This window comes from Actinosynnema sp. CS-041913, assembly GCF_050942485.1.
GTDB lineage: Bacteria > Actinomycetota > Actinomycetes > Mycobacteriales > Pseudonocardiaceae > Actinosynnema.
In genome coordinates this window covers 1,257,865-1,281,567 of record NZ_CP192037.1, presented here as the reverse complement: position 1 = coordinate 1,281,567, position 23,703 = coordinate 1,257,865, and the positions used below count along the sequence as shown (strand labels likewise).

Genomic DNA, 23,703 nt, shown 5'->3' with positions numbered 1-23,703 from the left:
GTGCGCGGTAATGTCAATGGGTCTAGACCACTCGCCGGTAGTTCCCCCGAGCGACGACTATCCCGAGAGGTCGAGCCTGCCCAGCTCCACCCGTGACGCCACACCGAGCTTCGGGTACGCCTTGTACAGGTGGTAGCCGACCGTGCGGGGGCTCAGGAAGAGCTGCGCGCCGATGTCGCGGTTGCTCAGGCCGCCCGCCGCCAGCCGCACGACCTGGAGTTCCTGCGGCGTCAGGGTGCTCAACGGGTCAGGGCCCGGTTGGGCGCGGCTCTCGCCGGTCGCCCGCAGCTCGGTGCGGGCACGGGTCGCCCACGGGGTGGCCCCGAGGCGGTCGAACGCGTCCAGCGCGGAACGCAGGTGCGTCCGGGCGTCGTTGCGCCGACGGGCCCGGCGCAGCCACTCGCCGTACAGGAGTTCGGTGCGGGCGCGTTCGAACGGACGACCGGAGGTCCGGTGCAGTTCCACGGCCTCGGTGAACCAGCGCTCCTCGTCGGTGAGCAGTGCCCGGCAGCGCAGGGCGACCGCCCGCGCCCACGGCCGGCCGGTGTGCTCGGCCCATTCGCCGTACCAGGCCGCCGAATCCGCGGCCATGGACGGACGGCCGACCCGGACGGCGGCCTCGACCAGGTCCGGCAGGCTCCCGATCGCGTACAGCCGGTACTCCCCCGCCGCCACCTCGGACAGCCGCTCCAGCACCGCCTCGTGCCGGCCCATCCCCAGGTCCAGCAGTGCCAGCGCGCACGCCGCGCGGATGGCGCTCGTCGGTCCGCCGGCCAGGTGCGCCGCCATCTCCGCGCAGCGCTCCTCGTCCCCCTCGATCGCCGCCAGCTCCGCCAGCACACTGCGCAGGAACCCGGCGCTGAACACCTGGCCGATGTCGGACGCGATCCGCAGGCCCTCCTCGGCGGTGGCGCGGGCGTCGTGGTGCTGCCCCAGGTGCAGCCTGCCCCGTGCCAGGTAGGCCAACGCCCGGGGCAGCACACCCAGCGCCCCGGCCGTCCGGCACGCGCGCTCCAGCGCCACCGCCCAGTCGAACGCCGCCTGGTCCTCGCCCAGCAGCAACAGCCACCAGGCGACCACGGCGTTGCCCTGCCAGCCCTCGCGTTCCGCCGCCAGCAGCTCCCGGAGGGCCGCGAGGGCGTCCGCGACGTCGCCACCTTCCAGACCGAGCGCCGCACGGGCCAGCGCCTGCACGTCGGACGCGCCGGGCAACCCGTCGACCTGGGCGGCGATCTGCCGGACGGCGGGCAGATCCCTTGCCGTCCAAGCGCTTTGCGCCGCCGCGAAGAGCAGTTCCACGGCCAGCGGGCGATCCTCGTGCACGGCGCACCGCGCGGCCCGCGACAGCTCCGCCGCGGCCTCGCCGTACCGCCCCTGCTCGCTGGCCAGCGTCGCCCTGATACGCGCCACCTGCGCCAACTCCAGCGGTTGGTCGAGGAGGTCCCCGGCCTGGTCGGCGAGCACACCGGCCCGGTCGAACTGGCCCGCCTCCAACGCCGCGCCGGCCGCCGCGGTGAGGCGCTGACCGCGGCGCACCACGTCGGGACTGAGTTCGGCGGCACGCTGGTAGGCCGCCGCGACCGCCACGTAGCCGCTCCGCCGGCGGGCGTCCTCCGCCGAACGCGCCAAGGCCCGCGCGACGTCCTCGTCCGGAGCGGTCGTCGCTGCGGCGAGGTGCAGGGCGCTGCGGTAGGTGTCCCCCGACACCTCGGACAGCGCCTTGTGCACGGCCAGCCGCCGCGAGAGGGGCGCGCCCTGGTACGCCGCCGCACGGATCAGCGGGTGGCGGAACGTCAGCCTGCCCTGGTCGGAACGCAGGAGCTGACGCTGTTCCGCCGCCTCCAGGTCGGCCGGCCCGGCCCCGAGCAACGCGGCGGCCTTGAACACCACGCCCGGATCGCCCGTGTCGTCGGCGGCGGCCACCAGCAGCAGGTCCCGGGTGCCGGCGGGCAGCGTCCCGATGCGGTCGGCGAACGTCTGCTGGATACGGCTGTGCGTGGGCAGCGAGCCGACCCGGTAGGCGTGTGCCGCGGGCAGGTGGCCCTCGCGTTGCGCGGCAGGTAGTTCCAGCAACGCCAACGGGTTCCCGCGCGCCTCCGCCGCGATCTGGTCCCGCACGTACCGGGGCAGGTCGGAGGCGTGCTGGTCGAGCAGCGCCGTGGCGTCCTCCGTGGACAGACCGGTCAACCGCAGTTCCGGCAGGCCGGGGGCGGGGAACGGCGGAGCGTGCAGGTCCCGGGCCGCGAAGATCATCACGACCCCCTCCGCCTCCAGCCGCCGGGCGGCGAACAGCAGCGCGTCCGCCGAGCCGGGGTCGAGCCAGTGCGCGTCGTCCACCAGGCACACCACCGGCCGCTGTTCGGCGAGGTCGGCGAGCAGCGTCAGCACCGCCAGCCCCACCAGGTGGCTGTCGCCCCCGTCGGATGGGGCCAGGCCCAGCGCGGAACGCAGCGCCGCCGCCTGGTTCGCGGGCAGCGACCCGGCCTGGTCCACGACCCGGCCCAGCAGCAGGTTCAACCCCGCGAACGGCACCACCGACTCGGACTCGACGGCGACGCCCCGCAGCACGCGGAAGCCGTCCGCCGCCGCGTGGTCGAGCAGGGCCGACTTGCCGATGCCCGCCTCGCCGCGCACGACGAGCACGCCGCTGCGCCCCGCGCGGGCGTCGGCGAGGAGCCGATCGACCACCGCGATTTCCGAGGACCGTCCGTGCAGCATGTCCACGACCCTAGCCGGCGTCCGGGACGAGGACGACTTTGCCGACCGTGCGGCGGCTCTCCAAGGCCTCGTGCGCCTCGGCGGCCGACGACAGCGGGAAGCGGTGCAGCACGGGCGTGAACCGGCCCGCAGCCGCATCCGCCAACGCCCGCGCCTCCAACGCCCGCAGTCCGCCGGCCCGCTTGGCCACGTGCGGGCCCACGGCCACCGTCACGCTCAGACCCCGTTCGAACAGGTCCGAAGTGGACACCTCGGTCGGCTCCCCCGACGACGTCCCGAACATGATCACCCGGCCGCCGGGCCCCACCAGCTCCAGCGCCCCGCGCCCGTACGCGCCGCCCACGCCGTCCAGCACCACGCTCACCTCCCGGCCGCCCAACGCCGACCGCACCTCGTCCGGCCACCCCGCCCGCCGGTAGTCGACCGCGACGGACGCGCCCGACCTCAGCACGGTCTTCCGCTTCTCGTCGCACCCCGCGACCCCGACCACGTGCGCCCCCATCCGCGACGCGCCCTGCACCAGCAGGTTCCCCACCGCCCCGGCCGCCGCCGTGACCAGCACCACGTCGTCCGGCTCCAACGCCGCCACCGCCAGCACCCCCACGGCCGTGCTGCCGGTGCAGACCATGGTCACGGCGGCCTCGAACCCGAGCACGTCCGGGATGAGGTGCAGCGCACCGACCTCCCGCACGGCCAGCTCCGCGTACCCCCCGCTGGCCAGGCCGAGCTGCGTCACGACCCGCTCGCCCAGCCACGTGTCGGGCACCCCCGGACCCACGGCGTCGACCACCCCGGCGACCTCGCTGCCGGGCACCACGGGCAGGTCCGGCAGCGGCAGCCATTCCGCGCAGCCGCGCCGGATCACCGTGTCCACCAGGTGCACGCCGGCGGCGCGCACCGCGATCCGGACCTGGCCGGGCCCCGGCTCGGGGACCTGCGCCTCCTCGTACCGCAGCTCGGCGGGCGACCCGAACCGGTGCAGACGGACAGCGTGCACGTCAGGCTCCGTACGGGCGCTTGGCACGCGCCTCGTTCAGCGCGGAGCCCCACCAGACGAGCTGGTCGAGCATGGTCTTCGCGGCCCCGTTCACGCCCTCGGCGTCCACCGGCTCGCCCGCGCCGTCGAACCTCGACCACGCGCCGTGGAAGCTGACCGTGTCGCGCACCGTGACGGCGTGCAGCTCGGCGAACACCTGCCGGAGCTGCTCCACGGCCCGCAGCCCGCCGCCGACCCCGCCGTACGACACGAACCCGACGGGCTTGGCCTGCCACTCGGTGAAGTGCCAGTCGATGGCGCTCTTCAGCGGCGCGGGGAAGCTGTGGTTGTACTCCGGCGTGACGACGACGAACGCGTCCGCGTCCGCCAGCCTCGGCGACACCAGCTTGACCTCCTCCGCGGGCTCCTCGCCGAACCCGTGCAGCACGTCGGGCAGCCCCACGTCGGCCAGGTCCAGCACGTCGACGTCCAGGTCCGCGCGCTGCTTGGCCTGGTCGACGAACCAGTTCGCCACCACGGGCCCGAACCGGCCCTTGCGGGTGCTCCCGATGATGATCGCCAGCTTGATCACGTTGTTCCCTCCCTCGGACATGGCCCCAAGCTACGAACTGGGGACGCCGGCGGGCATCTGTCACGCGACTGGTCACCTGACGGATTCGACTGGCCGGCACCCGCCCATAAGTTCGGCCCATGACACAGGAAGCGCAGGTCAAGACGCGTTGGACGCCCGTGGTGGCGCTCGCGTTGGCCATGCTGGTGGTGACCACCGAGATGACCGTGGCCGCCGTCACGCTGCCCAGCATGGGCGCCGAACTGGGCGTGGGGCCGGGCGCGACGGCGTGGGTGCTGCTCGCCTACACGCTGCCGATGGCGGCGATCGCGATCCCGGCGGGGCGGTGGGTGGACCGGACGGACGTGCGGCTCGCGTTCCTGCTCGCGATGGCCGGCGTCGGCGTGGCGAGCGTGCTCACGGCGGTCGCGCCCGCGTTCTGGGTGCTGCTGGTCGGACGGGCGTTGCAGGGTGTCGCCGCGTCGCTGGTGCTGGCCGGGTACATGCCGATCGTGGTGGCGGCGGTCGGGCCCGCGCAGCGCGGCCGGGCGGTCGGGTACGTGATGACGATCATGACCATCGGCGGGATGGCGGGCGCTCCGCTGGGCGGGTTCGTGGCGGGCGCGGTCGGGTGGCGGTCGGTGTTCCTGATGAAGCTGCCGCTGCTGGTCGCGGTGCTGCTGATGGTGTTCCGCGGGCTGCGCGGGGACGGGCGCGGGCTGCCGCTGCCGGACCGCGGGCTGCTGCTGGAGGCGGTGCTGCTGGGTGGCGCGATCACGGCCGTGCTGCTGGCGTTCCAGGACCGGGCGTGGCTGGTCGCGGTCGGCGTGGTGCTCGCGGTGTGGTGGGGCAAGCTGCCGGCGTCGCGCCCGGTGCTGCGGCTGGCGCGGCGGCCGGCGTTCGGGTTGCCGATGGCGGCGCTGATGCTGGTCGCGACGCTGGGCGGGCTGCTGTTCTTCCTGGTGCCGTACTTCGTCTCGGACGTGCTGGGCGGCACTCCGGAGGACGTCGGCGTCGCGCTGCTGGTGTTCGTGGCCGGTGTCGGCGCGCTGTCCGCGGTGGCCGGGAACCTGGCCGACCGCTACGGGCCCTGGCTGGTGGCGGTGGCCGGCGCGGTGGTGACCGTGCTCGGACTGCTGACCCTGTTGCCGCCCATCGGGAGTCTGCTGGACCTGAGCTGGCGGCTGGCCGTCATCGGGGTGGGGCAGGGACTGTTCAACGCCGCGATCAACACGCTGGTGATGTCCGTCGCGCCGGAGGGGATGGAGGGCGCGGCGGGCGGCATCAGCGCCACCGGGCGGATGGTCGGCACGACCGTCGGCCCCGCGATCGCCGCTCTGGCAGCCGGTTTCGCCGGGAACGGCGACACCGGGTTCCGCATCGGGGTCGCCGTCCTGACCGCCCTCGTGGTGGCCGGAACCGGTGTGCTGGTGACGGGCCGCCCTCGGTAGGGGAGCCTTCGGCCGCGAACCCGCTGTCAGACCCGAGCCACCCGGCAGGCTCGGCGAGAGCGGACGCGACGCCGGACCGGTGCTAGGTCGACCGCAGGAGCGCCGTGGCCGCCTCGATGTCCTCGACCCGCCCCTGCGCCTCGAACAGCGTCAACGCCTGCCGCCAGCACGTCCGGGCCTGCTCCCCGTCGCCCAGCGCCGCGTGCACATCACCGAGGTGCCGCAACACGCTGGCCTCCTCGTAGCTGTTGTCCAGCTCGCGGTACAGGTCCAGCGTGTGGTGGTAGTGCCGCACGGCGTCGGTGTCCCGGCCGTGGTGGTGGGCGATGAAGCCGAGGCTGTCCGACGTCGCCGCCTCGCCCTCGCGGTGCCCGAGTTCCTTGTTGAGCGCCAACGCTTCCGCGCAACACGCCTCCGCCCGCGCGTAGTCCCCGAGCTTCGCCGCCCGGTACCCGACGTCGTTCAGCGCCTCCGCGACCCGCACCGGAATTCCCAGCCCGCGGAACAGGACGAGTTGCGCGTCGGCGTGGGCGAGCGCACCTGCCAGGTCTCCCTGCCGTTCCAACGCCCACGCCATCGCCCGATGCGCCCCGGCCTTGCCGTAGTCGTCCTCCACCAGCTCCAGCGCCCGGCCCAGGTGGTGCCGACCCTCCTCGTGCACACCGAACTCGGTCAGCGCCATCCCGACGTACCGGTGCGCCGCCACCTGCTTGGACCGGTCCCCCAACGCCTCGGCCGCCGCCAGCGCCGCCCGCCACACCGCCAGGTCCTCGGCCGCGTGACCGCGCCGCAGGTGGTAGTTCGTCAACGTCCAGGCCATCACCCACACGAGGTCGTGGCACCCCCGGCCGACGGCCTGGCGTTGCGCGGCCAGCAAAGCCTCGTACTCGCCGTCGAACCAGCTCATCGCCGCCGAGGCGTCGGCCAGTGGGACCACCTCGCCGGCCGGCGCGTCGACCGGCGGCCGGTGCGGCTCGATCAGCATGTCGCCGGCGTGCGCGGTCGCGGCGAAGTAGCCCACGAACCGGCGCAGCGGCCCGTCGTCGGCGGGCGCGACCTCCGCCGCGTACAGCCGGACCAGGTCGTGCATCCGGTACCGCCCGAGGACGTGCTGCTGCACCAGGTGCGCGGTTTCCAGGTCCCGCAACACAACCCTGGCCCGCGCGGGGGGAAGGTCGGCCAGCGCGGCGATCGACCGCAGGCTCAGGTCGGCCGCCGTGGGCAGGCCGAGCAGCCCGAACAGCTCCGCCGCCGCCGGGGCCAGCACCCGTAACGACGAGGCGAACACCGTGCGGAGACTGGAACTCAGGTCGTCCAACGCGTCCAGCCGGTGCTCGGCCAGCTCCTCGGCCAACGCCGCGAGCGGCAGGTCCGGCTGGGTGACCGCACGGGCCGCGATGATGCCCAACGCCAGCGGCAGCCCGCCGCACAGGTCGAGCAGCGCGTCCACCACGGCCGGCTCGGCCGCGACCCGCTCCCGCCCCAGCCGGGCGGTCAGGAACGCGCGGGCGTCGGCTTCGTCCAGGACGTTCAGCGAGATCGACTTGGCCCCGTGCGCGCTGATCAGGCCCAGTAGCTGCCGGCGGCTGGTGATCAGGGCGGTGCACCCCGGCCCACCCGGCAGCAGCGGCGTGACCTGCGCCGTGTCACGGGCGTCGTCCAGCACCACGAGGATCTTCTTGTCCGCCACCAGGCTCCGGTACAGGGCGGCCTGCGCGTCCACGTCCTGCGGAGGGTCGGGCACCCCGAGGGCTTCCAGGAACCCGCGCAACGCGGCGGCCGGCGTCACCGGCTCGCCGGCCGGGTCGAAGCCGCGCAGGTTCACGTAGAGCTGGCCGTCCGGGAAGTCCTTGGCGTGCAGGTGCGCCCAGTGCAGGACCAGCGCGGACTTCCCGACGCCGCCCGCGCCGCCGATCGCGGTGATGGCGACCGTCGAACTCGGCTCGGTGAGCGCCCGGACCTCCTCGGTGCGGCCGGTGAACCACCGTTGCGGCGCGGGTAGCTGCCGGGGCACCGCCGGTTTCGGCCCGAGCAGTTCGAGGTGCAGGTCCCGCAGCGCCGGGCCGGGATCGGTGCCCAGCTCCTCCGCCAGCAGCCGGCGCAGGTGCTCGTAGTGCTGGAGCGCCTCCGACGTCCGCCCGGCACGGTGCAGGGCCTTGATCAACTGGCTCGCGAGGCGTTCGTCCAGCGGGTCGTCCTGGGCCTGCGCCTGGATCTCCGGCAGCAGGGCGGTGTGGCGGCCCAGGTCGAGCACGACGTCGTTGCGGTCCAGCCGGACGGCGTTGCGCTCGGCGTGCAGGGCCTCCCTGGTCGCGGCGAACCACGGCGACTCCAGGCCCGCCAGCGCTTCGCCCCGCCACAGGCCCAACGCGCGGTCGTAGAGCGGCGCGGCTTCGGCGGGCGGCGCGTTCCGGGCCTGTTTGACCAGGTCGCGGAACTCGTGCAGGTCCGTCGACGTGGTCTCCAGCACGTACCCGGCCGGATGGCGGGAGATCCCGATCTTGGCCCGCAGCCTCGACACGTACCCGTACAACGTGTCCCGCGCCCGCAACGGCGGCAGATCGCCCCACACCCGGTCGACCAGCCGGTCCACCGGCACCGGACGCCCGTCTTCCAGCAGCAACGCCGCCAGCACCGCCCGCTGCCGGGTGTGCCCGACGTCGACCGGCCGCCCACCTTCGTGCGCTTCCACCGCCCCGAGCAGCCCGAAGTCCATGCCAGCCCCCTTGACCTGCCGGTTCAAGGTTCATCCTAGGTCGATGCATGATCACGCGCGCAGAGTGGTGACCGGACCGCGGACCGATGCTGTCCAGGGCGGGAGTTCCCACAGTCCCGTCCTTCTGGGGGTCCGAAAATCCCGGCCGATGCCCCCCATCGGCCGGGATTTTCGGATTCGCAGGTCGGCGGAGGCGTTCCCGTGGAGCCGGGAGGAAGCGGCTTCACGGGAAAGTCGGGAAAGAGCGGGAGTCGCGCCTGGCTCGCGCGGGTGGCACTCGGTGGTGTTGCGCCGGGTTGGGGACCGGATCGAACTCGTCGTGGATCGGGTGTGTCAGCGGCTGACTTCGGAGCGGATTTCGGTCAGGCCTTCGGTGAGCTTGTCGATGAGTTGGGTCATGGCCGATTCGCCGAGCAGGAGTGAGAGGCCTTCGCTCAGGCCCAGGCCGTGCGCGCTGCGGCCGACCGAGAGGATGAGGGTGCGGTCGGCGTTCAGCTCGTAGGTGATCTTGGTGTCGCGCTCGATTTCCATGTAAGTGACCAATTCCATGCGACAAACGTAGACCTAGACGTATAGCCATCGGAATCGCTCGATTGAGTGATACGTTTAGCTAGACGGTTCCGATACCGTGGTGACATGTTCGAGTTGGCCGCACCTTCGGCACTCCAGTGGTTGATCGGTATCGAACTCGCGCGTTATCGCAACGAGGCGAATTTGTCGCTCGCCCAACTGGCTGCGGTGTGCGGGATCGGCAAGCCCAAGCTCAGCCACCTGGAAACCGGCCGGGTCGCACAGTACCCCGCCGACATCCGGAAGATCCTCCGGGCCTGTGCCGTGCCGACCGAGGACATCGATCGACTGGTGCAGTTGGGCAGCCGGTCGGATGAGGCGTCGTGGATCGGGCCGTGGACCGATGTGGTGTCGGACTGGCTGCGCACGATGGTCGGGCTGGAGTCCTTGGCGCGGAAGGAGTTCGTCTTCGAGCCGATCGTCCTGCCGGGCCTCCTGCAAACCGAGGCCTACGCGAGCGCCCTGACCAACGCCTCGCCGCGAGTGTCCACCGATACGGCCGGGAGGCTGGTGGAGTTCCGGATGGAGCGCAACCGTCTCCTGCTGAAGGAAGACCCACTCGACCTCCACGCGGTGATCAACCTTCAAGCCTTGCGGCTGAGCGTGGGCGACCGGGAGATCATGAACGAGCAGTATCGCCACCTGCTCAAGCTCGGGAAGCTGCCCAATGTGGCCCTGCAGGTGATGCTGCCCGAGGCAGGGCCCCATGCGGCCAGCACCGGCCAGTTCATGCTGCTGGACTTCGCCGACGCTCGGCCCATCGTGTACATCGAGATCCAAGATGCCGCAGTGTTCGTGGAGGAGGCCCGACGGGTTCGCACCTATACGCTGAGTACGCAAAGCCTGGAACGAGTCGCGCTGTCGCCCACCGAGAGCACGGCTCTGATCGAATCCTTGATCACCTAGGAGTCCGATATGTGGCGTACCAGCAGCTATAGCGCCGACAACGGTAGCTGTGTCTCCGTCCGCTTCCCCTCCGCCGGCCCGGTCGCCGTGCGCGACTCCAAGCACCCCACCGGCCCACAGCTAGCCTTCCCGGAGACCGCCTGGACCTCCTTCCTCCAACGCCGGAAGTAGGCACGACAGGGCTGGGCTGAAACATGCGCGTGGAAGTGCTGGGCCCGGTGCGGGTCCTCGGCGACGACGGCGAACCGGTCCAGCTCTCCGGCACGAGGCTGCGCATGCTGCTGGGCCGGCTCGCGCTGTCCGCGGGCAAGGCGGTGTCGTCCGACGCGCTCATCGAGGACATCTGGGGAGCGGAACCGGCCGGCACCGCGAACACGTTGCACGCGCTGGTGCACCGACTGCGGCGGGCGCTGCCGGACGCGGGGGTGGTGGAGTCGCCGGCCGTGGGCTACCGGCTCGCGCTGCCGGCCGACAGCGTGGACGCGCACCGGTTCGAGGTGCTGGCCGCGCGGGGCAGGCGTGAGCTGGCGGCGGGTGAGCCCGAACGGGCGGCGGCGACGCTCGGGGGCGCGCTCACGCTGTGGCGCGGGGCCGCGTTCGCGGACGTGCTCGCGGCTCCGTACGCCGGGCCGGCCGGTGTGCGGCTGGAGGAGCTGCGGGCAGCGGCCCGCGAGGGTCGCTTCGACGCGGAACTGCGCCTGGGGCGGCACGCCGAGGTGCTGCCCGACCTGGAGGCGGCGTACGCGGACAACCCTCTGCGGGAACGCCTGGCCGCGTTGCGGATGCGGGCTCTTCATGCGGCAGGCCGCCAGTCGGACGCGCTCGCTGTCTACGAGGACATCAGGAGCAGGCTCGCCGACGAGTTGGGGGTTGATCCGTCCGCCGATCTGCGGCAGACCCACCTGGCGGTGCTGCGCGGTGAGTTGGATCGGCCGGTGGTCCGGGCCGGTGCCGCGCCGGGTCGGCTGCCGGCGCGGTTGACGTCGTTCGTCGGCCGTGCCGACGAGCTGGGCCTGCTGGCCGAGCTGATGGAGAGTTCCCGGCTGGTTACCGTGGTCGGTCCCGGCGGAGTGGGGAAGACTCGGCTGGCCGTGGAGGCGGCGTCCCGGCACCGGGCGTATCGCGGCGGTCGGCTGTGGCTCGTCCCGCTGGCCGGGGTCGAGCGCCCGCAAGGGGTGGTCGGCGCGATCCTCGGGGCGCTCAGCGCGGGCGCCGGTCAGCACGCGGGCGGCGCCGCCGAGCCGCTGGACCGCGTGGCCGAGCTGCTCGGCGGGGGCGACGCCGTGCTCGTCCTGGACAATTGCGAGCATCTCGTCGCCGAGGTGGCGCGGACCGCCCAGCGGCTGCTGGAGGCGCGGCCACGGCTGACCATCCTGGCCACCAGCCGGGAATCGCTGGAGGTCATGGGTGAGGCGTTGGCCCGTCTCGGCCCGCTCGACGTCCCGCCCGAGGGCGCGGACCCCGCCGGCGTCGCCGAGTCGGCCGCGGTTCGGCTGTTCCTGAATCGCGCGGTCGCCGTCCGGCCCGGTTTCCCGCTCGATGAGTCCACTGTGGACGATGTGGTGGACGTGGTGCGCCGCTTGGACGGCCTGCCGCTCGCCCTGGAACTGGCCGCGGCGCGATTGCGCTCGATGAGCATCGGCCAGATCGCCCGGCGGCTGGACGACCGGTTCCGGCTGCTGTCCACCGGCAACCGCGCGGCGCAGCCCCGGCAGCGCACCCTGCGCGCGGTGGTGGAGTGGAGCTGGGAGCTGCTGACCGACCGGGAACGGGTGCTGGCCCGGCGGCTGGCGATCTTCCCCGCCACCACCGTGGTCGACGCGATCGAGGCGGTCTGCGCGGACGGACGACTGTTGGCGCCCGGCGATGTCGTCTACGTGCTCGGCTCACTCGTGGACAAATCCCTTGTGGAGCAGAGCGGGGACGGCTATCGGATGCTGGAGAGCATTCGCGCCTTCGCGGCCGACGAGCTGTCGCGGGCCGGCGAGCGGGAGACGGTCCGCGGCCGGTTCACGGACTACTACGCCGCGCTGGCCGCCGAGCACGAGCCGCTGGTGCGATCCCACGAGCAGCCGTCGTCGCTGATGCTGCTCGCGGCCGAATACGACAACCTGGTGTTCGCGCTGCGGTCGGCGCTCGACGGCCGCGACCCGGCGGCGGCGGTGCGGCTGCTCGGCCTGCTGCACTGGTACTGGTACGTGGTGCGCTACGACGCCCGTGCGGAGTCGTTCACCGCCGAAGCGCTCGCGTTCGGCGACGCGCTCCCCGGCGACGCCCGTGCCGGATTCGCCGCGATCGACGCTCTGATCGGCAACAGCGCTCCGACCACCGACACCGAACGGGTGCGCGCCCTGATCGCCGACTGCTCGGACACCGGGGCCTTGGAGCGGTACCCGCTGCTGCTGATGGTGACGCTGCCCATCGCACACCAACTGGGTCTGGACGAGCTGGTCGAAGCCGAGATCCACCGGGTGCGGAGCCGCCCGGACGGCTGGGCCCGCGCCTGCATGGCGCTGCTGGAGGGCGTCGTCGCCAGGGATCGCGGAGACTGGGCGGCCATCACCACCGCACCCGCGCGGGCCGCCCGTGAGCTGGCCGACACCGGCGATCGACTGTGGACGGCCGCGTCACTGGCCATCCTGGCCGAGGTCCATTCCGTCCGGGGCGATCACGACGCGGCGATCACCGGCCTGGAGCGCAGCATCGCGCTGACCGCCGGGTCCGGCTCGCAGGACGAGGTCTCGTACCTGGTGGGACTGGCCACTGTGCGGATGCGTGCCGGCGACCTGGACGGCGCCCGGCGCGACATCGACGCCGCCGAGCGGCTGGCGCGGGCGCGCGGGCGGCGGTACGCGGAGGAGGTCGAGGTGCTGAGGGGTCGCACCGAGATGCACCGCCGCGCCGGCGATCCGGTACGGGCGGAGCGGGCCCTGGATCGGCTGGCGGAGCTGGTCCGCCGGTTGCGGTTCCCGAACCTGGAGGACTCGCTGGCGCCGGCCCGGATGGCGCTCCGGCTGGCGACCGGGGACGCCACGCGAGCCCGCGAGTTGCTGCCCGCCGCGATCACGGCGGCCCAGGCCGCCGGCGACCCCGCCTCGGCCGCGCAGCAACTGGCCCGGCTGCTGTTCCTCGAAGCCGACCTGTCCGGCGCGGCGAACGCGCTCGGTATGAGCGAGGCCATTCGCGGCGTCTTCGACAACGGCGACCCGGAGCTGCGGGAGCTGGCCGCCGAACTCACCCGACAGCTCGGCCGGCACGACTACGAAGCGGCGTACCGCGCGGGCGCGCGGCTGGCCCGGCCCGACGCGATCGCCCGCTTGGACTCCTGTGCGACCCGGCCTTACACGCCGATCCCGTCTCTGTAAGCGCCATATAAGACGGATGTCATCGCGGACGAGCACCGTTGGGTCGAACGAGACAACGGGTGACTGTCCGGCTATTGCGTCCGGGCGGTTCCGATTCGAGAGGAACCGACATGGCAGTTGTCGAGAGCCCAGGGCGCCAGAAGGTGCGCGAAGCCATGGATTCGGCGGTGGGCGACATGGGCGCTCCCAGCGTCGTCGTCCAGGTCCAGGACGACGACGGGACCTGGTTCGGCTCCGCCGGACTGGCCGACACCGTCACCGGCGCCCGGCGGGTGCCGGGTGAGCAGTTGCACTCCGGCAGCATCTCCAAGGCGTTCACCGCCGCGACCGTGCTGCGGCTGGAGGCCGAGGGCCGGTTGAGCATCGAGGACACGGTGGACGACTGGCTGCCGGGCGCGATGGCCGAGAACGGCTACGACGGCGCCAGGGTCACCATCCGGCACCTGCTGTCCAACACCAGCGGCCTGTTCGCCACCGGCATGGCGCTGGAGTTGCAGCGCCGGATCAACATCCGCTCCGCGTTCGCCGAGCACCGCTTCGACGTGTACCAGCCCGAAGACGTGCTGAAGATCGCCCTGTCGCAACCGCCGGTCTACCAGCCGGGAGAGGCGTTCCTGTACTCCAACGGCGGTTTCGCGTTCGCCGCGGCGATCGTGGAGAAGGTCACCGGCAACAGCTTCGAGTCCGAGGTCGACCGGACCATCGTGCGACCGCTGGGGCTGACGCACACGTTCGCGCGTCCCCGCCAGGAGACCGGCTACCGGGGCCGTCACCCCCGGGCCTACTCGAAGGTGTACCTCAAGGAAGGCGTGCGTCCCGAAGACCTCACCGCGGACAACTGGCCCTCCATGATGGAGGACCCGAGCCTCCCGCCCATGGACACCACCGAGTCCAATTCGTCATGGGGCTGGGGAGCGGCCAACGTCGTGGCGCCGCTGGACGAGCTGATCGTGTTCGTCAACGCGATGATCACCGGCAGCCTGCTGCCGGCCGACCAGCACCGCCGGATGTGGACCACGGTCTCCACCGAGGGCGCGCACTGGCTGGCGAACACCCGCTACGGCCTGGGGCTGTACGAGCTGACCCTGTCCAACGGCCTGAAGCTGCGCGGCGGAACCGGTCAGGGTCCGGGAACGTGCACCTTGGTCATGGGCACTGCCGACGGCAAGCACACGCTGGCCGTCCACACCAACAACGACTGGGTGTCCCTCCCGGTCCTCGACAAGATCATCGAGGCCGAGTTCGGGGCGTCGGGCTTCCAGCTTGACCTCTGACGGGCCAGGCCGGGAACAGGCGTCGGGCACGGTCGGCGAGCGCCACCAGACCCAGCTCGCCGGCCGGCTCCACGCACTCCCCGGCCGACACCCGATCCCCTGTTCGGACAGGAGAAATGCTCGTTGAGGTTTTCGCTACCCCTTGTTCACCAAGATCCGCGTGGAACCGGTGCCGAGCCCGGTCGGCCCGCGGAACGCTCGCGGGGTAAGCGTTTCCCGGCCGCCGAAGTGCCGGTCCAGGCTCTCCTGGTCGTACCGCCGCACCTTTTCGTGCCAGTTCAGGATGCCCGCCAGCCAGTCCTGCAACTCCACCGCGTACCGGGTGAGCGCGTCCCGCGCGTCCTGGTCCAGGGCGAACTCCGCGAACAGCGCGGGCAGCTCCTGCGCCACCGAGTGCCGGAACTGCCGCAGCCGCTGGTTCGCCAGGTCCACCACGATCGCGTACGCCCGCTCGACGTCCACGTCGAGGAAGTTCTGCGCCACCAGCACCATGTTGTGCAGCTCGCCCTCGTACTGGATTTCCTTCCGGTACGAGTAGAGGTCGTTCAACAGGGTCGCGTAGTCGATCGCGGAGTTCTCGATGTTGCGGATCGCACGGGTCCGGTAGATCTCCGGCGGCACCAGCTCACCGTGCCCGAGGCGGGCCATGCTCATGGTCAGGTCGGAGCCGAACGTCTGGCGGCGCACCTCGATGTAGTCGACGGGGTCCGGCACGCGGTGCTCGTGCTGGTTCTTCAGCTCCCACAGCCAGCTATCCAGCATCGCGTCCACCGCGGCGCGGAACTGCTCGCGGTTCGCGCGCGGCATGTCGGCGGTGGTACGCGCCCAGATGTCCGCCAGGCCGCGTTCCAGCGGGCTCACCGGGCTGATCGGCGCGGGGCCCTCGACGGGCATCAGGTCCTTCAGGCGCGCGGTGGTCAGCTTCGCCGCCGGCATGTCACCCGACCTGGCGAACACCCGCGGGTAGTAGTCGTCACCGTAGGTGCCCCAGGTCAGCCAGAGCGTCGAGACCTCCAGCTCCTCGGGCGTGGCGTCCGGGTCGATGCCACCCGAGCACAGCGCGAGGTCGTAGTCCCAGGCCTTCTCCTCGGTCCACACGCCTTCGTCGAGGATGCCCATCTCCCTGGCCCACGCCACGCTCGCCGCCTGGGCGTCCCCGACGTGCGGGCTCACCGACAGCGGGAACGGCATGTCCAGCGCGGGCTTCGGCAGCGGCGGGACCGTGGCGAACGGGACGTGGGTGAAGCCCCGCAGGCGCTGCGGAGCGGTGTTGAGCAGCGACGTCACGGCTTGCGTGCCGAGCCCGGTCGGGCCGCCCAGCACCGGGTTCGCGTCCAGCGCGCCCTTGTTCATGTAGCGGCTGGACCGCAGGTGCCACTCGTGGCCGCCGGACTGCCAGTCCTGGAGGCCCTTCACGTACGCCATGACGGCGAGCCGCCCGGCCGGGTCGACACCGTTCTCGTCCAGCAGCGCCGGGACCTCGGTGAGCGCGGTGTGCTCGAACTGGTGCAGGCGGGACGTGAGCAGGTCGTTCACCGCCTCGGCGGCCTCCTGCGTGGAGAGGTCGAGGAACTTCTCCAGCACCAGCACGCCGTTGCTCAGCTCGCCCTCGTCCAACACCTCGCGTTCGTAGGAGAACAGGTCGTTGCGCAGGTGCACGGCGTCGGCGAACGTGTCGCGCAGCACGGCCAGCGGGCGGGTCGACGCGATCCGCGCGGGCACCTCCAGGCCGGTGACGTGCTCCACCAGGTTCGCGCTCCACGGCGCGCCGCCCACCTTGCGGCGCATCTCGATGTACTCGATCGGGTTGGCGAGGCGCCCTTCGGAGATGTTCAGCAGCTCCCACATGGACTCGTCCAGCAGGTGCTTGGTGTTGTCGGCGAACCGCGCGCGCCAGTCCGGGGAGTGCGCCGGGACCGTGCGCTCCCACAGGTCCTTGAGGCCCTTCTCGACCGGGTTCGCGGGTTCCTCGGTGATCACCCCGTCGACCGGCATGAACAGCGGCAGCCGGTCCAGGTAGGACTTGGCGCCCTGGATGTCGTCCGGGTTGCGCTTGTACAGCTCCACGAAGTGGTCGTCGAAGTAGAAGACCCACACGTACCAGTCGGTGACCAGGTCGAGATCGTCCGCCGTGGCATCCGGGTGGGTGTACGCGCACAACAGCGCGTAGTCGTGCGCGGTGAGGTCGGCGTCCGTCCAGATCACCGTGCCGTGCTGCGGGACGTCGATGAAGTCCATCCGGTGCGCCCACGCGCGGCTGTGCGTGCGGGCCCGCTCCAGGTTGGGGTTCAGCCGCGCCGGGTAGGGCAGGTAGAACTCCGGCAACTGGAACGGCTGCATCGGCCGGCACCTTCCTCTCAGTGGTTACCGGTGCACGCAACCAGTCGCGGGAGGCATCGGCCAAGCCCTCCAGCCCCGGTTCCACACGTTCGGGCAGTCGCTTCCCTCCAGTGGCCCAACGTGCGCCGCTGCGGGTATTCACACGGTGTGTGACTGATCGACTCCGCCGTTGAGTGCAGTGGATCACGCCCGGATGGGTTAAGCGGTTCGTTAGGTTAGGCTCCCCTACATGTCTACGGGCGAGGGCGCTTTGCTGGCCGGCCGAGGGTTGGTGCTCGCGCACCACGACCGGACCGTCGTGCACGGCGTGTCGCTCGAACTGCGCCAAGGCACGGTCACCGCGCTGGTCGGGCCCAACGGCTCCGGCAAGTCGACGGTGCTCCGGTCGCTGGCGCGGCTGCACAAGCCCAAGGGCGGCGACGTCCACCTCGGCGACCGGCAGGTGTGGCACGGGTCCGCGCTGTCCGGCAAGGAGTTCGCCCGCAACGTCACCCTGCTCACCCAGCAGCGGCCGACGCCGTCCGGCGTCTCGGTGCGCGACGTGGTCGCCTACGGCCGGTACCCCTACCGGTCCGGGTGGCGGGGCGCGGACGTCGACGGGGCCGCCGCCATCGACCGCGCCATGGCGTTGACGGGCGTCGGCGCGATGGCCGAGCGCGGCGTCGACGAGCTGTCCGGCGGCGAGCTCCAGCGGGTCTGGCTGGCGTCCTGCCTGGCCCAGCAGACCTCGGTGCTGCTGCTGGACGAGCCGACCAACCACCTCGACCTGCGCTACCAGGTCGAGATCCTCGACGTCGTCCGCGACCTGGCCGACGACCACCAGGTCGCCGTCGGCGTGGTGCTGCACGACCTCGACCACGCCGCGATCATCGCCGACCGGGTCGCGCTGCTGAGCGAAGGCCGCGTGGTCGCCAGCGGCGCCGTCGGCGACGTGCTCACCACCGGGCACCTCACCCAGGCCTACGGCATCACGGTGCACGTCGCCAACGACCCGGTCACCGGCGCGATCCACTGCCGCCCCCTCGGCAGGCACACGCCTCGCCCCGTCTGAAGGAACAACGGAGAACCATGCGCATCCCCACCCTGGTCGCGGCTGCCGCGATCCTGCTGTCCGCTTGCGGCACAACGGAAAGCACCTCCTCGCCGAGCGAGACCGCCGCGGCGGGCGGCCCGGTGACGGTGACCGACGCGCGGGGCAAGGCGGTCGAGCTGAAGGCCGCCGCCCAGCGGGTCGTCACGTTGGAGTGGGCCGAGACCGAGACCCTCGCGGCGCTCGGCGTCATGCCGGTCGGCGTCGCCGACGCCGCCGGCTACAAGACGTGGGATTCCGTTGCGCCGCTTGACGATTCGGTCAAGGACGTCGGCAAGCGGAACGAGCCCAGCGTGGACGCCATCGTCGCGCTCAGCCCCGACGTGATCATCATGGCGTCCGGGCGGGACACGACGCTCGTGTCGCAACTGGAGAAGTACGTCCCGGTCGTCGTGACCCAGGCCAGTGACGCCACGCGCAACCTCGACCGGCTCCGCGAGGACACCAAGCTGATCGCCAAGGCGGTCGGCAAGTCCGCCGAGGGCGACAAGCTGCTGTCCGACATGGACGCCAAGCTCGCCGAGGGCAGGAAGGCCGTGGACGCCAAGGGCGCGGCCGGCACGCCGTTCCTGATGGTCGACGGCTGGCTGGAGGGCAGCACGGTCAACATCCGGCCGTTCGGCAAGGGCTCGCTGGTGTCCGACATCGCCGAGCAGGTCGGTCTGAAGAACGCGTGGACCGGCCAGGTCGACCCGCTGTGGGGCCTGGGGCAGACCGACGTCGAGGGGCTGACCACGCTGACCGACCCGAAGACCGTGCTGTTCTACAGCGCGTCCGAGGACGACGTGTTCACCACCGGTCTCGCGCAGAACCCGGTGTGGCAGCGGCTGCCGTTCGTGACCTCGAAGAAGATCACCAAGCTCGCGCCCGGCACCTGGACGTTCGGCGGCCCCCGGACGGTCGGCCACGTCGCCGACCAGCTCGCCAAGGCCGTCACCGCCTGACGTGTTCCGGACCACCGCCGTGACGGCGGGGATCGTGGTGCTCATCGCCGCGCTCTCCGCCGTCCACCTCACCCAGGGCACGTCCGCGACCGGTGTGCTCGACGTGCTCAAAGCCGTTGTCGGACAAGGCGACGCGGAGACGCTCGCCGTGCTGGCCGGCTCCCGCGTGCCCCGCCTGCTGACCGCGCTGCTGCTCGGGGTCGCGCTCGGCGTGGCGGGCGCGGGCATGCAGTCGGTGGCGCGCAACCCGTTGGCGTCGCCGGACACGCTCGCGGTCAACGCCGGCGCGCACCTCGCCGTCGTGGCGATCGCGGCGTTCGGCGTGAGCCTGCCGACGCTGCCCGCCGGGGCCACCGCGTTCGTCGGCGGGCTCGGCGCGACCGCGGTGGTGCTGGGGCTCTCCGGCGGTGGTTCGGCCAGTCCCCGGCTGGTGCTGGTCGGTTCGGCGGTCGCGCTGACGCTGCAGTCGCTGACCATCCTGCTGCTGCTGATGTACGAGCAGGAGACGACCGGGCTGTTCGGGTGGGGCAGCGGCTCGTTGACCGTCAGCGACCTGGACGCCACCACGCAGATGACGCCCGTCGTGGTGGTCGCGGTGGTGGCGCTGATCGCGATGGGGCGGTCGCTGGACATCCTCGCGCTGGGCGACGACAGCGCGACCGTGCTCGGGTTGCGCGTGCGGCGGACCAGGATCGGCGCGGTGCTGCTGACCGTGGCGCTGACGGCGGCGGGCGTGACGGTCGCCGGGCCGGTCGGGTTCGTGGGCCTGTGCGCGCCGGTGATCACGCGGCTGCTCATCCCGCTGGCTCCGGGGCTCGGCAAGCACCGGGTGCTGCTGCCGGTGTCCGGGCTGGTGGGTGTGCTGCTGGTGCTCGGCGCGGACGTGCTGCTGCGGGCGGTCATGGGCTCGGCCGAGGCGCTGCGCGTGCCGACCGGCGTCACCACGACGATCCTGGGCGCGGCCGTGCTGATCTGGCTGGCGCGGCGGGGCCGTTCGTCGGGGCGGGCGGGGCGGCAGGCGCCGGCCGGGCGGGTCGGCGTGGCCGGGTCGCGGGGCAGGCTGGTGGCGGTCGGCGTGGCGCTGGGTGCGCTGCTGGTCGCCGCGCCCGTGGTCGGGCTGCTGCTCGGCGATCGCCTGGTGCTGCTGGGGGACCTCGCGAACTGGTTCACCGGGCAGACCGGCACGGCGCTGACCTTCGTGCTGGACCAACGACTCCCGCGCGTGCTGGCCGCGCTGGCGGCGGGCGCGGCGCTGGCCGTGTCGGGCTGCGGCATCCAGTCGGTGAGCCGGAACCCGTTGGCGGAGCCCGGTTTGCTCGGCATCACCGCCGGAGCGGGGGTGGGTGCGATCACGCTGATCACGATCGTGCCGCTGGCCGGGGCGTGGCACATCGCCGGCGCGGCGGGTCTCGGCGCGATGGCGGCGTTCGGTCTGGTCTACGGCCTGGCGTGGCGCTCGGGCCTGGAACCGGACCGGTTGGTGATCATCGGCATCGCGATGTGGTCCGGCGGGATGGCGCTGATCACCCTGCTGATCGTGACGTCGGACCCGTGGAACACCGCGAAGGCGTTGACCTGGCTGTCCGGCTCGACCTACGGGCGGACGCTGGAGCAGGTGCTGCCGGTCGGGCTGGCGCTGGCGCTGCTGACGCCGCTGCTGTGGGCGTGGCACCGGGAACTGGACCTGCACAGCCTCGACGACGACACCCCGCGCGTGCTGGGGATGCGCGTCGAGCGGTCCCGGCTGGTGATCCTGGCGGCGGCCGGGATCCTGGCGGCCACGGCCGTGTCGGCGATCGGCGTGGTGGCGTTCGTCGGACTGGTCGCGCCGCACGTGGCGCGGTCGCTCGTCGGCGGTCGGCACTCGCGCGTCGTCCCGGTCGCGGCGGCCATCGGCGCGGTGCTGGTGAGCGCGGCGGACACACTGGGCCGCACCGTGATCGCACCCGCGCAGGTGCCCGCCGGGCTGGTCATCGCGCTGGTCGGGACGCCGTACTTCGTGCTGGTGCTGTGGCGCACCAGGGAAGCGCGCTGAAGGTCACCCGCCCAGCGCGAAGACCTGGTGCGGGCCGTCTTCGCACCGGTCCTGGATCAACTGGACGCCCACCTCGCGACTGCCGTGGTAGACGCCGATGCAGTAGGCCGCGCCGGGCACGGACCGCAGCCGGTAACCGGTGGCGAGCGGTTCGAGCGTGAACTTCTGCTCGGGCCGGTCGCCGCAGTTGTCGCCCGCCAGCAGGACGCCGGGATCGGTGCCGCCGTAGTCGACGGTCGCGCAGCCGACCCCGAACTCCGGGTGGTGGAGCTTGATGCGGAAGGCGCCGTCGGGGAGGCGTTCCAGTCCGGTGGGCGGGGAGGCGGTGGCGCAGTCGTGTTGGCCCAGCACGGTTCTGGGGGCTGAGGTGAACTTCTCCTGGCCTTCGCCCACGCAGAGCCCGGTGTGGCCGAGGCGGATGCGCTGGATGCCGTCGCCGGGCGCGCCGACGGGCGGCGGCTGGGGTTGCTGCTGGGGTGGGGCGGTGGTCGTGGGTGCGGGCTGGGCGGTCGGGTTCGGGTTCTGCACCACCGGGGCGGCTCCGGCGGAGGTCGCGGCCTCGGCGGTGGTGGTCGTCTCGGCAGTGGTCGCGTCGGTGGTGGTGGTCGTCGTGCTGGTCGGGGCCGCGCCGGGTTGGTCGGCGGCTTTGGGGATGTTGGGCAGGACCGCCACCAGGACGATGGCCGCTGCGACTGCCGCCAGCGCCAGCCAGCGGTAGTGGCTGCTGCGCCGGGTCGGTTCGGTTGGGGCGTACTCGGGCGGGTTCGGCTGCTGGGTCTCACGCTCGGCCGCGTCGATCTCGGCAGTTTCGGGCTCCGCAGCTTCAAGCTCCACAGCCTCGGGCTCGGCAGCTTCGACCGCCGCCGCCGCGAGGTCGGCGCGGACCAGGGCCCAGGCCGCCGCGGTGTCCTCGTCGCCGCCGCACGCCCGGACCAGCGCCGTGACGATCTGCTCCCTCGGCAACGTCGACCTGGTCAGCGCCGAACTCAGCGTCGAGGACGGCAGGACCTCGCCCACCCGCGCCGAACGCCGTTCCAACTGCCGGAAGCTGTACCCCGAACGCACCCGCAGCTCCCGCATCGCCGCGACGAACTCCGCCGCGTCCGCCGCCCGTGGCGGCCTCAAGTGGTTCGCCTCCACCGTGGCTCCTCCCCCAAGAGTGCGGGGAAGAGCATGGCACAGACCACGACCCGATCAGTCGCCCACCCGCGAACCACCCACCGGACGCCGGACGCAGGTCCACCAAGCCCTCGACGGCTCCGCGCTCGGGCAGCCGGGCCAGGTGGTGCGCCACCGGGTCGACGCCGTGTCCGAGCCGGACGAGATCCACCAGCGACGAGCTGCGTGTAGGCGAACGTTGCGCGCCAACGGTTTTGAGTGTGCAGGTGATCACCGGCCCATGGTGGCCCGTCGGACCGGCCGGGCGCGGCGGGCTTGCCGCCGGGTGCGCATGTCACGTCGTCGGGACATGCGCACCCGATGGCTCAGGACGGCCGGCGTTCCCGTTGCCGGGGGACCGCGGTCAGCTTGGCGAAGGTGTAGGCCGCTGACACGAGTGTCATGTGGTGGTGCCAGCCCCGGTACGAACGTCCTTCGAAGTCGAGCAGCCCGAAGTCGGCCCGCAGGTCCTGCAGGTCCGCGTTGGTCCGCTCGACCAGTGCCCCCAGTGAGATGACCTCCGCCGCCCGCAGGTCGGTCCGGTTGGTCAGCCAGAGCTTCGGCCGCCCGCCGCGGGAGGTCGCGCCGACCAGTTGCAGTGTCGCCGCGCCTCGGCTGCCCGGTCCCGTGGGCAGCCGCACCGGCACGGAAACGGCGTGGGTGGCGCGGTGCTTGCCGTCCGCACCCGGTGTCCAGGTGACGACCTGGCGGTGTTTGACGTCCGCGCCGCGCAGGCAGTCCCGTGCCCGCACCACGTGTGGCCCGCGGTGCGGACCGAGCCCGGCCCGCACCGGCGCCAGGTGCGGGCCGGGCGCCACGGGCAGTGTGTCCGACACCTCGAACACGAAGTCCGACCCCAGTTCGGACAGCCTGCCCATGAGCCGGTCCGCGCCCGGCGTGTGCCGCAGGTCGCCCACGACGGGCGCGCGGCCGATCCCCCAGTCGGCGACCTCCTCGACCATGTCCAGCGCGTACTGCCACGCCGGCTGCGCCCGCACCGACGTCGGGATGTAAGCCCGGTCGCGGCGGCGGTCGTCGTCGGTCCACCGTTGCGTCAACTGGATTCGCCAGTCGACTGGAATGCTCGCCAGGTCACCGGCGAGGAAAAGGCCGGTGCCGAGTTGGCAGTTGATCGCCCGGCCGACACTCGGCACAAATCTACGTTCTACTCCCACCGAATGGTCGCCGCGTTTCGGAATAATCGTGTCGGCGATCACCCAGGCCCTCGGCGCGAGCAGTCGTTCGGCTTCTTCGGCGATTTGCGCCCGGACTTCACGCCAATCCCACGGACTCTGGTTGATGAATTGTTGTAACGACTGCGAAACAGGTAACTCCAGAACCTCCTCGGCAATCCTCCGGACAGACTTCCGACCACGTCCAAGTAACAGCCCCCTGAGGTAGACTTCAGCCCATCGGCGCTGGTCAGAGCGCGGTAATGAGCCAAACTTGGCCTGTGCGAAGTGTGTCACCTCATCATTCTTGGCAAGCGAAAGAGCAGTGCGGAGACTGTCCTCGACCACCATCGACCCCCGAAAGTGCTACTAACCGTACACAATCGATACTCCATATGGGGAACGTGCTCGGCAAGC

At 72.1% G+C, this 23,703-nt stretch carries 16 protein-coding genes; 8 read left to right on the top strand and 8 right to left on the bottom strand.

Annotated features, from left to right (window positions below; all coding sequences use genetic code 11):
• Positions 1-57: 57 nt before the first annotated feature.
• The 3 genes from ACQPZF_RS06285 to ACQPZF_RS06275 are packed head-to-tail and all read right to left on the bottom strand — an operon-like array spanning position 58 to position 4,307.
• A complete protein-coding gene (locus ACQPZF_RS06285) occupies positions 58-2,718 on the bottom strand; it encodes an ATP-binding protein (RefSeq protein WP_433269201.1) in 2,661 nt (886 codons plus the stop codon).
• Positions 2,719-2,728: 10 nt separating this feature from the next.
• Entirely contained in the window at positions 2,729-3,715 is a 987-nt protein-coding gene (locus tag ACQPZF_RS06280; RefSeq protein WP_433269199.1) for a zinc-binding dehydrogenase, read from the bottom strand.
• A gap of 1 nt (position 3,716) precedes the next feature.
• The gene (locus ACQPZF_RS06275; protein WP_433269197.1) at positions 3,717-4,307 is read right to left on the bottom strand and encodes an NADPH-dependent FMN reductase; all 591 of its coding nucleotides are present in this window, start codon (positions 4,305-4,307) and stop codon (positions 3,717-3,719) included.
• 98 nt (positions 4,308-4,405) lie between these two features.
• On the opposite strand from ACQPZF_RS06275, the gene ACQPZF_RS06270 reads away from it, so the two are divergent.
• On the top strand, positions 4,406-5,716 hold the full coding sequence (locus tag ACQPZF_RS06270) for an MFS transporter (RefSeq protein ID WP_433269196.1): 1,311 nt from the start codon (positions 4,406-4,408) through the stop codon (positions 5,714-5,716).
• A gap of 82 nt (positions 5,717-5,798) precedes the next feature.
• Here the strand turns inward: ACQPZF_RS06270 and ACQPZF_RS06265 are convergent, their stop codons facing one another.
• Both ACQPZF_RS06265 and ACQPZF_RS06260 read right to left on the bottom strand, forming a co-directional pair.
• Entirely contained in the window at positions 5,799-8,432 is a 2,634-nt protein-coding gene (locus tag ACQPZF_RS06265) for a BTAD domain-containing putative transcriptional regulator (protein WP_433269194.1), read from the bottom strand.
• A gap of 333 nt (positions 8,433-8,765) precedes the next feature.
• A complete protein-coding gene (locus ACQPZF_RS06260; RefSeq protein WP_433269192.1) occupies positions 8,766-8,981 on the bottom strand; it encodes a hypothetical protein in 216 nt (71 codons plus the stop codon).
• Between the two features lie 87 nt (positions 8,982-9,068).
• Between ACQPZF_RS06260 and ACQPZF_RS06255 the strand changes: the two genes are divergently transcribed.
• From ACQPZF_RS06255 to ACQPZF_RS06240, 4 genes are all read left to right on the top strand, one after another.
• Positions 9,069-9,908 carry a helix-turn-helix domain-containing protein gene (locus ACQPZF_RS06255; RefSeq protein ID WP_433269190.1) on the top strand — a complete coding sequence of 280 codons (840 nt, stop codon included), beginning with the start codon at positions 9,069-9,071 and terminating at the stop codon, positions 9,906-9,908.
• Between the two features lie 9 nt (positions 9,909-9,917).
• Complete coding sequence (locus ACQPZF_RS06250; protein WP_433269188.1) at positions 9,918-10,079, top strand: DUF397 domain-containing protein; 162 nt, start codon at positions 9,918-9,920, stop codon at positions 10,077-10,079.
• Positions 10,080-10,102: 23 nt separating this feature from the next.
• Positions 10,103-13,273 (top strand): BTAD domain-containing putative transcriptional regulator, encoded by a 3,171-nt coding sequence (locus ACQPZF_RS06245; RefSeq protein WP_433269186.1) that lies wholly within the window; start codon positions 10,103-10,105, stop codon positions 13,271-13,273.
• 110 nt (positions 13,274-13,383) lie between these two features.
• On the top strand, positions 13,384-14,547 hold the full coding sequence (locus ACQPZF_RS06240; RefSeq protein ID WP_433269184.1) for a serine hydrolase domain-containing protein: 1,164 nt from the start codon (positions 13,384-13,386) through the stop codon (positions 14,545-14,547).
• Between the two features lie 135 nt (positions 14,548-14,682).
• On the opposite strand, the gene ACQPZF_RS06235 is transcribed toward ACQPZF_RS06240, so the two are convergent.
• Complete coding sequence (locus tag ACQPZF_RS06235; protein WP_433269182.1) at positions 14,683-16,887, bottom strand: terpene synthase family protein; 2,205 nt, start codon at positions 16,885-16,887, stop codon at positions 14,683-14,685.
• 229 nt (positions 16,888-17,116) lie between these two features.
• Between ACQPZF_RS06235 and ACQPZF_RS06230 the strand changes: the two genes are divergently transcribed.
• The 3 genes from ACQPZF_RS06230 to ACQPZF_RS06220 are packed head-to-tail and all read left to right on the top strand — an operon-like array spanning position 17,117 to position 20,956.
• The gene (locus ACQPZF_RS06230; RefSeq protein WP_433269180.1) at positions 17,117-17,938 is read left to right on the top strand and encodes an ABC transporter ATP-binding protein; all 822 of its coding nucleotides are present in this window, start codon (positions 17,117-17,119) and stop codon (positions 17,936-17,938) included.
• A 17-nt stretch (positions 17,939-17,955) separates the two neighbouring features.
• Positions 17,956-18,921 carry an ABC transporter substrate-binding protein gene (locus ACQPZF_RS06225; protein WP_433269178.1) on the top strand — a complete coding sequence of 322 codons (966 nt, stop codon included), beginning with the start codon at positions 17,956-17,958 and terminating at the stop codon, positions 18,919-18,921.
• Between the two features lies 1 nt (position 18,922).
• On the top strand, positions 18,923-20,956 hold the full coding sequence (locus tag ACQPZF_RS06220; RefSeq protein WP_433269176.1) for an iron ABC transporter permease: 2,034 nt from the start codon (positions 18,923-18,925) through the stop codon (positions 20,954-20,956).
• Between the two features lie 3 nt (positions 20,957-20,959).
• Here the strand turns inward: ACQPZF_RS06220 and ACQPZF_RS06215 are convergent, their stop codons facing one another.
• On the bottom strand, positions 20,960-22,096 hold the full coding sequence (locus tag ACQPZF_RS06215; protein ID WP_433269175.1) for a hypothetical protein: 1,137 nt from the start codon (positions 22,094-22,096) through the stop codon (positions 20,960-20,962).
• A 344-nt stretch (positions 22,097-22,440) separates the two neighbouring features.
• On the bottom strand, positions 22,441-23,637 hold the full coding sequence (locus ACQPZF_RS06210) for an IS701 family transposase (protein ID WP_433269173.1): 1,197 nt from the start codon (positions 23,635-23,637) through the stop codon (positions 22,441-22,443).
• Positions 23,638-23,703: the final 66 nt, after the last annotated feature.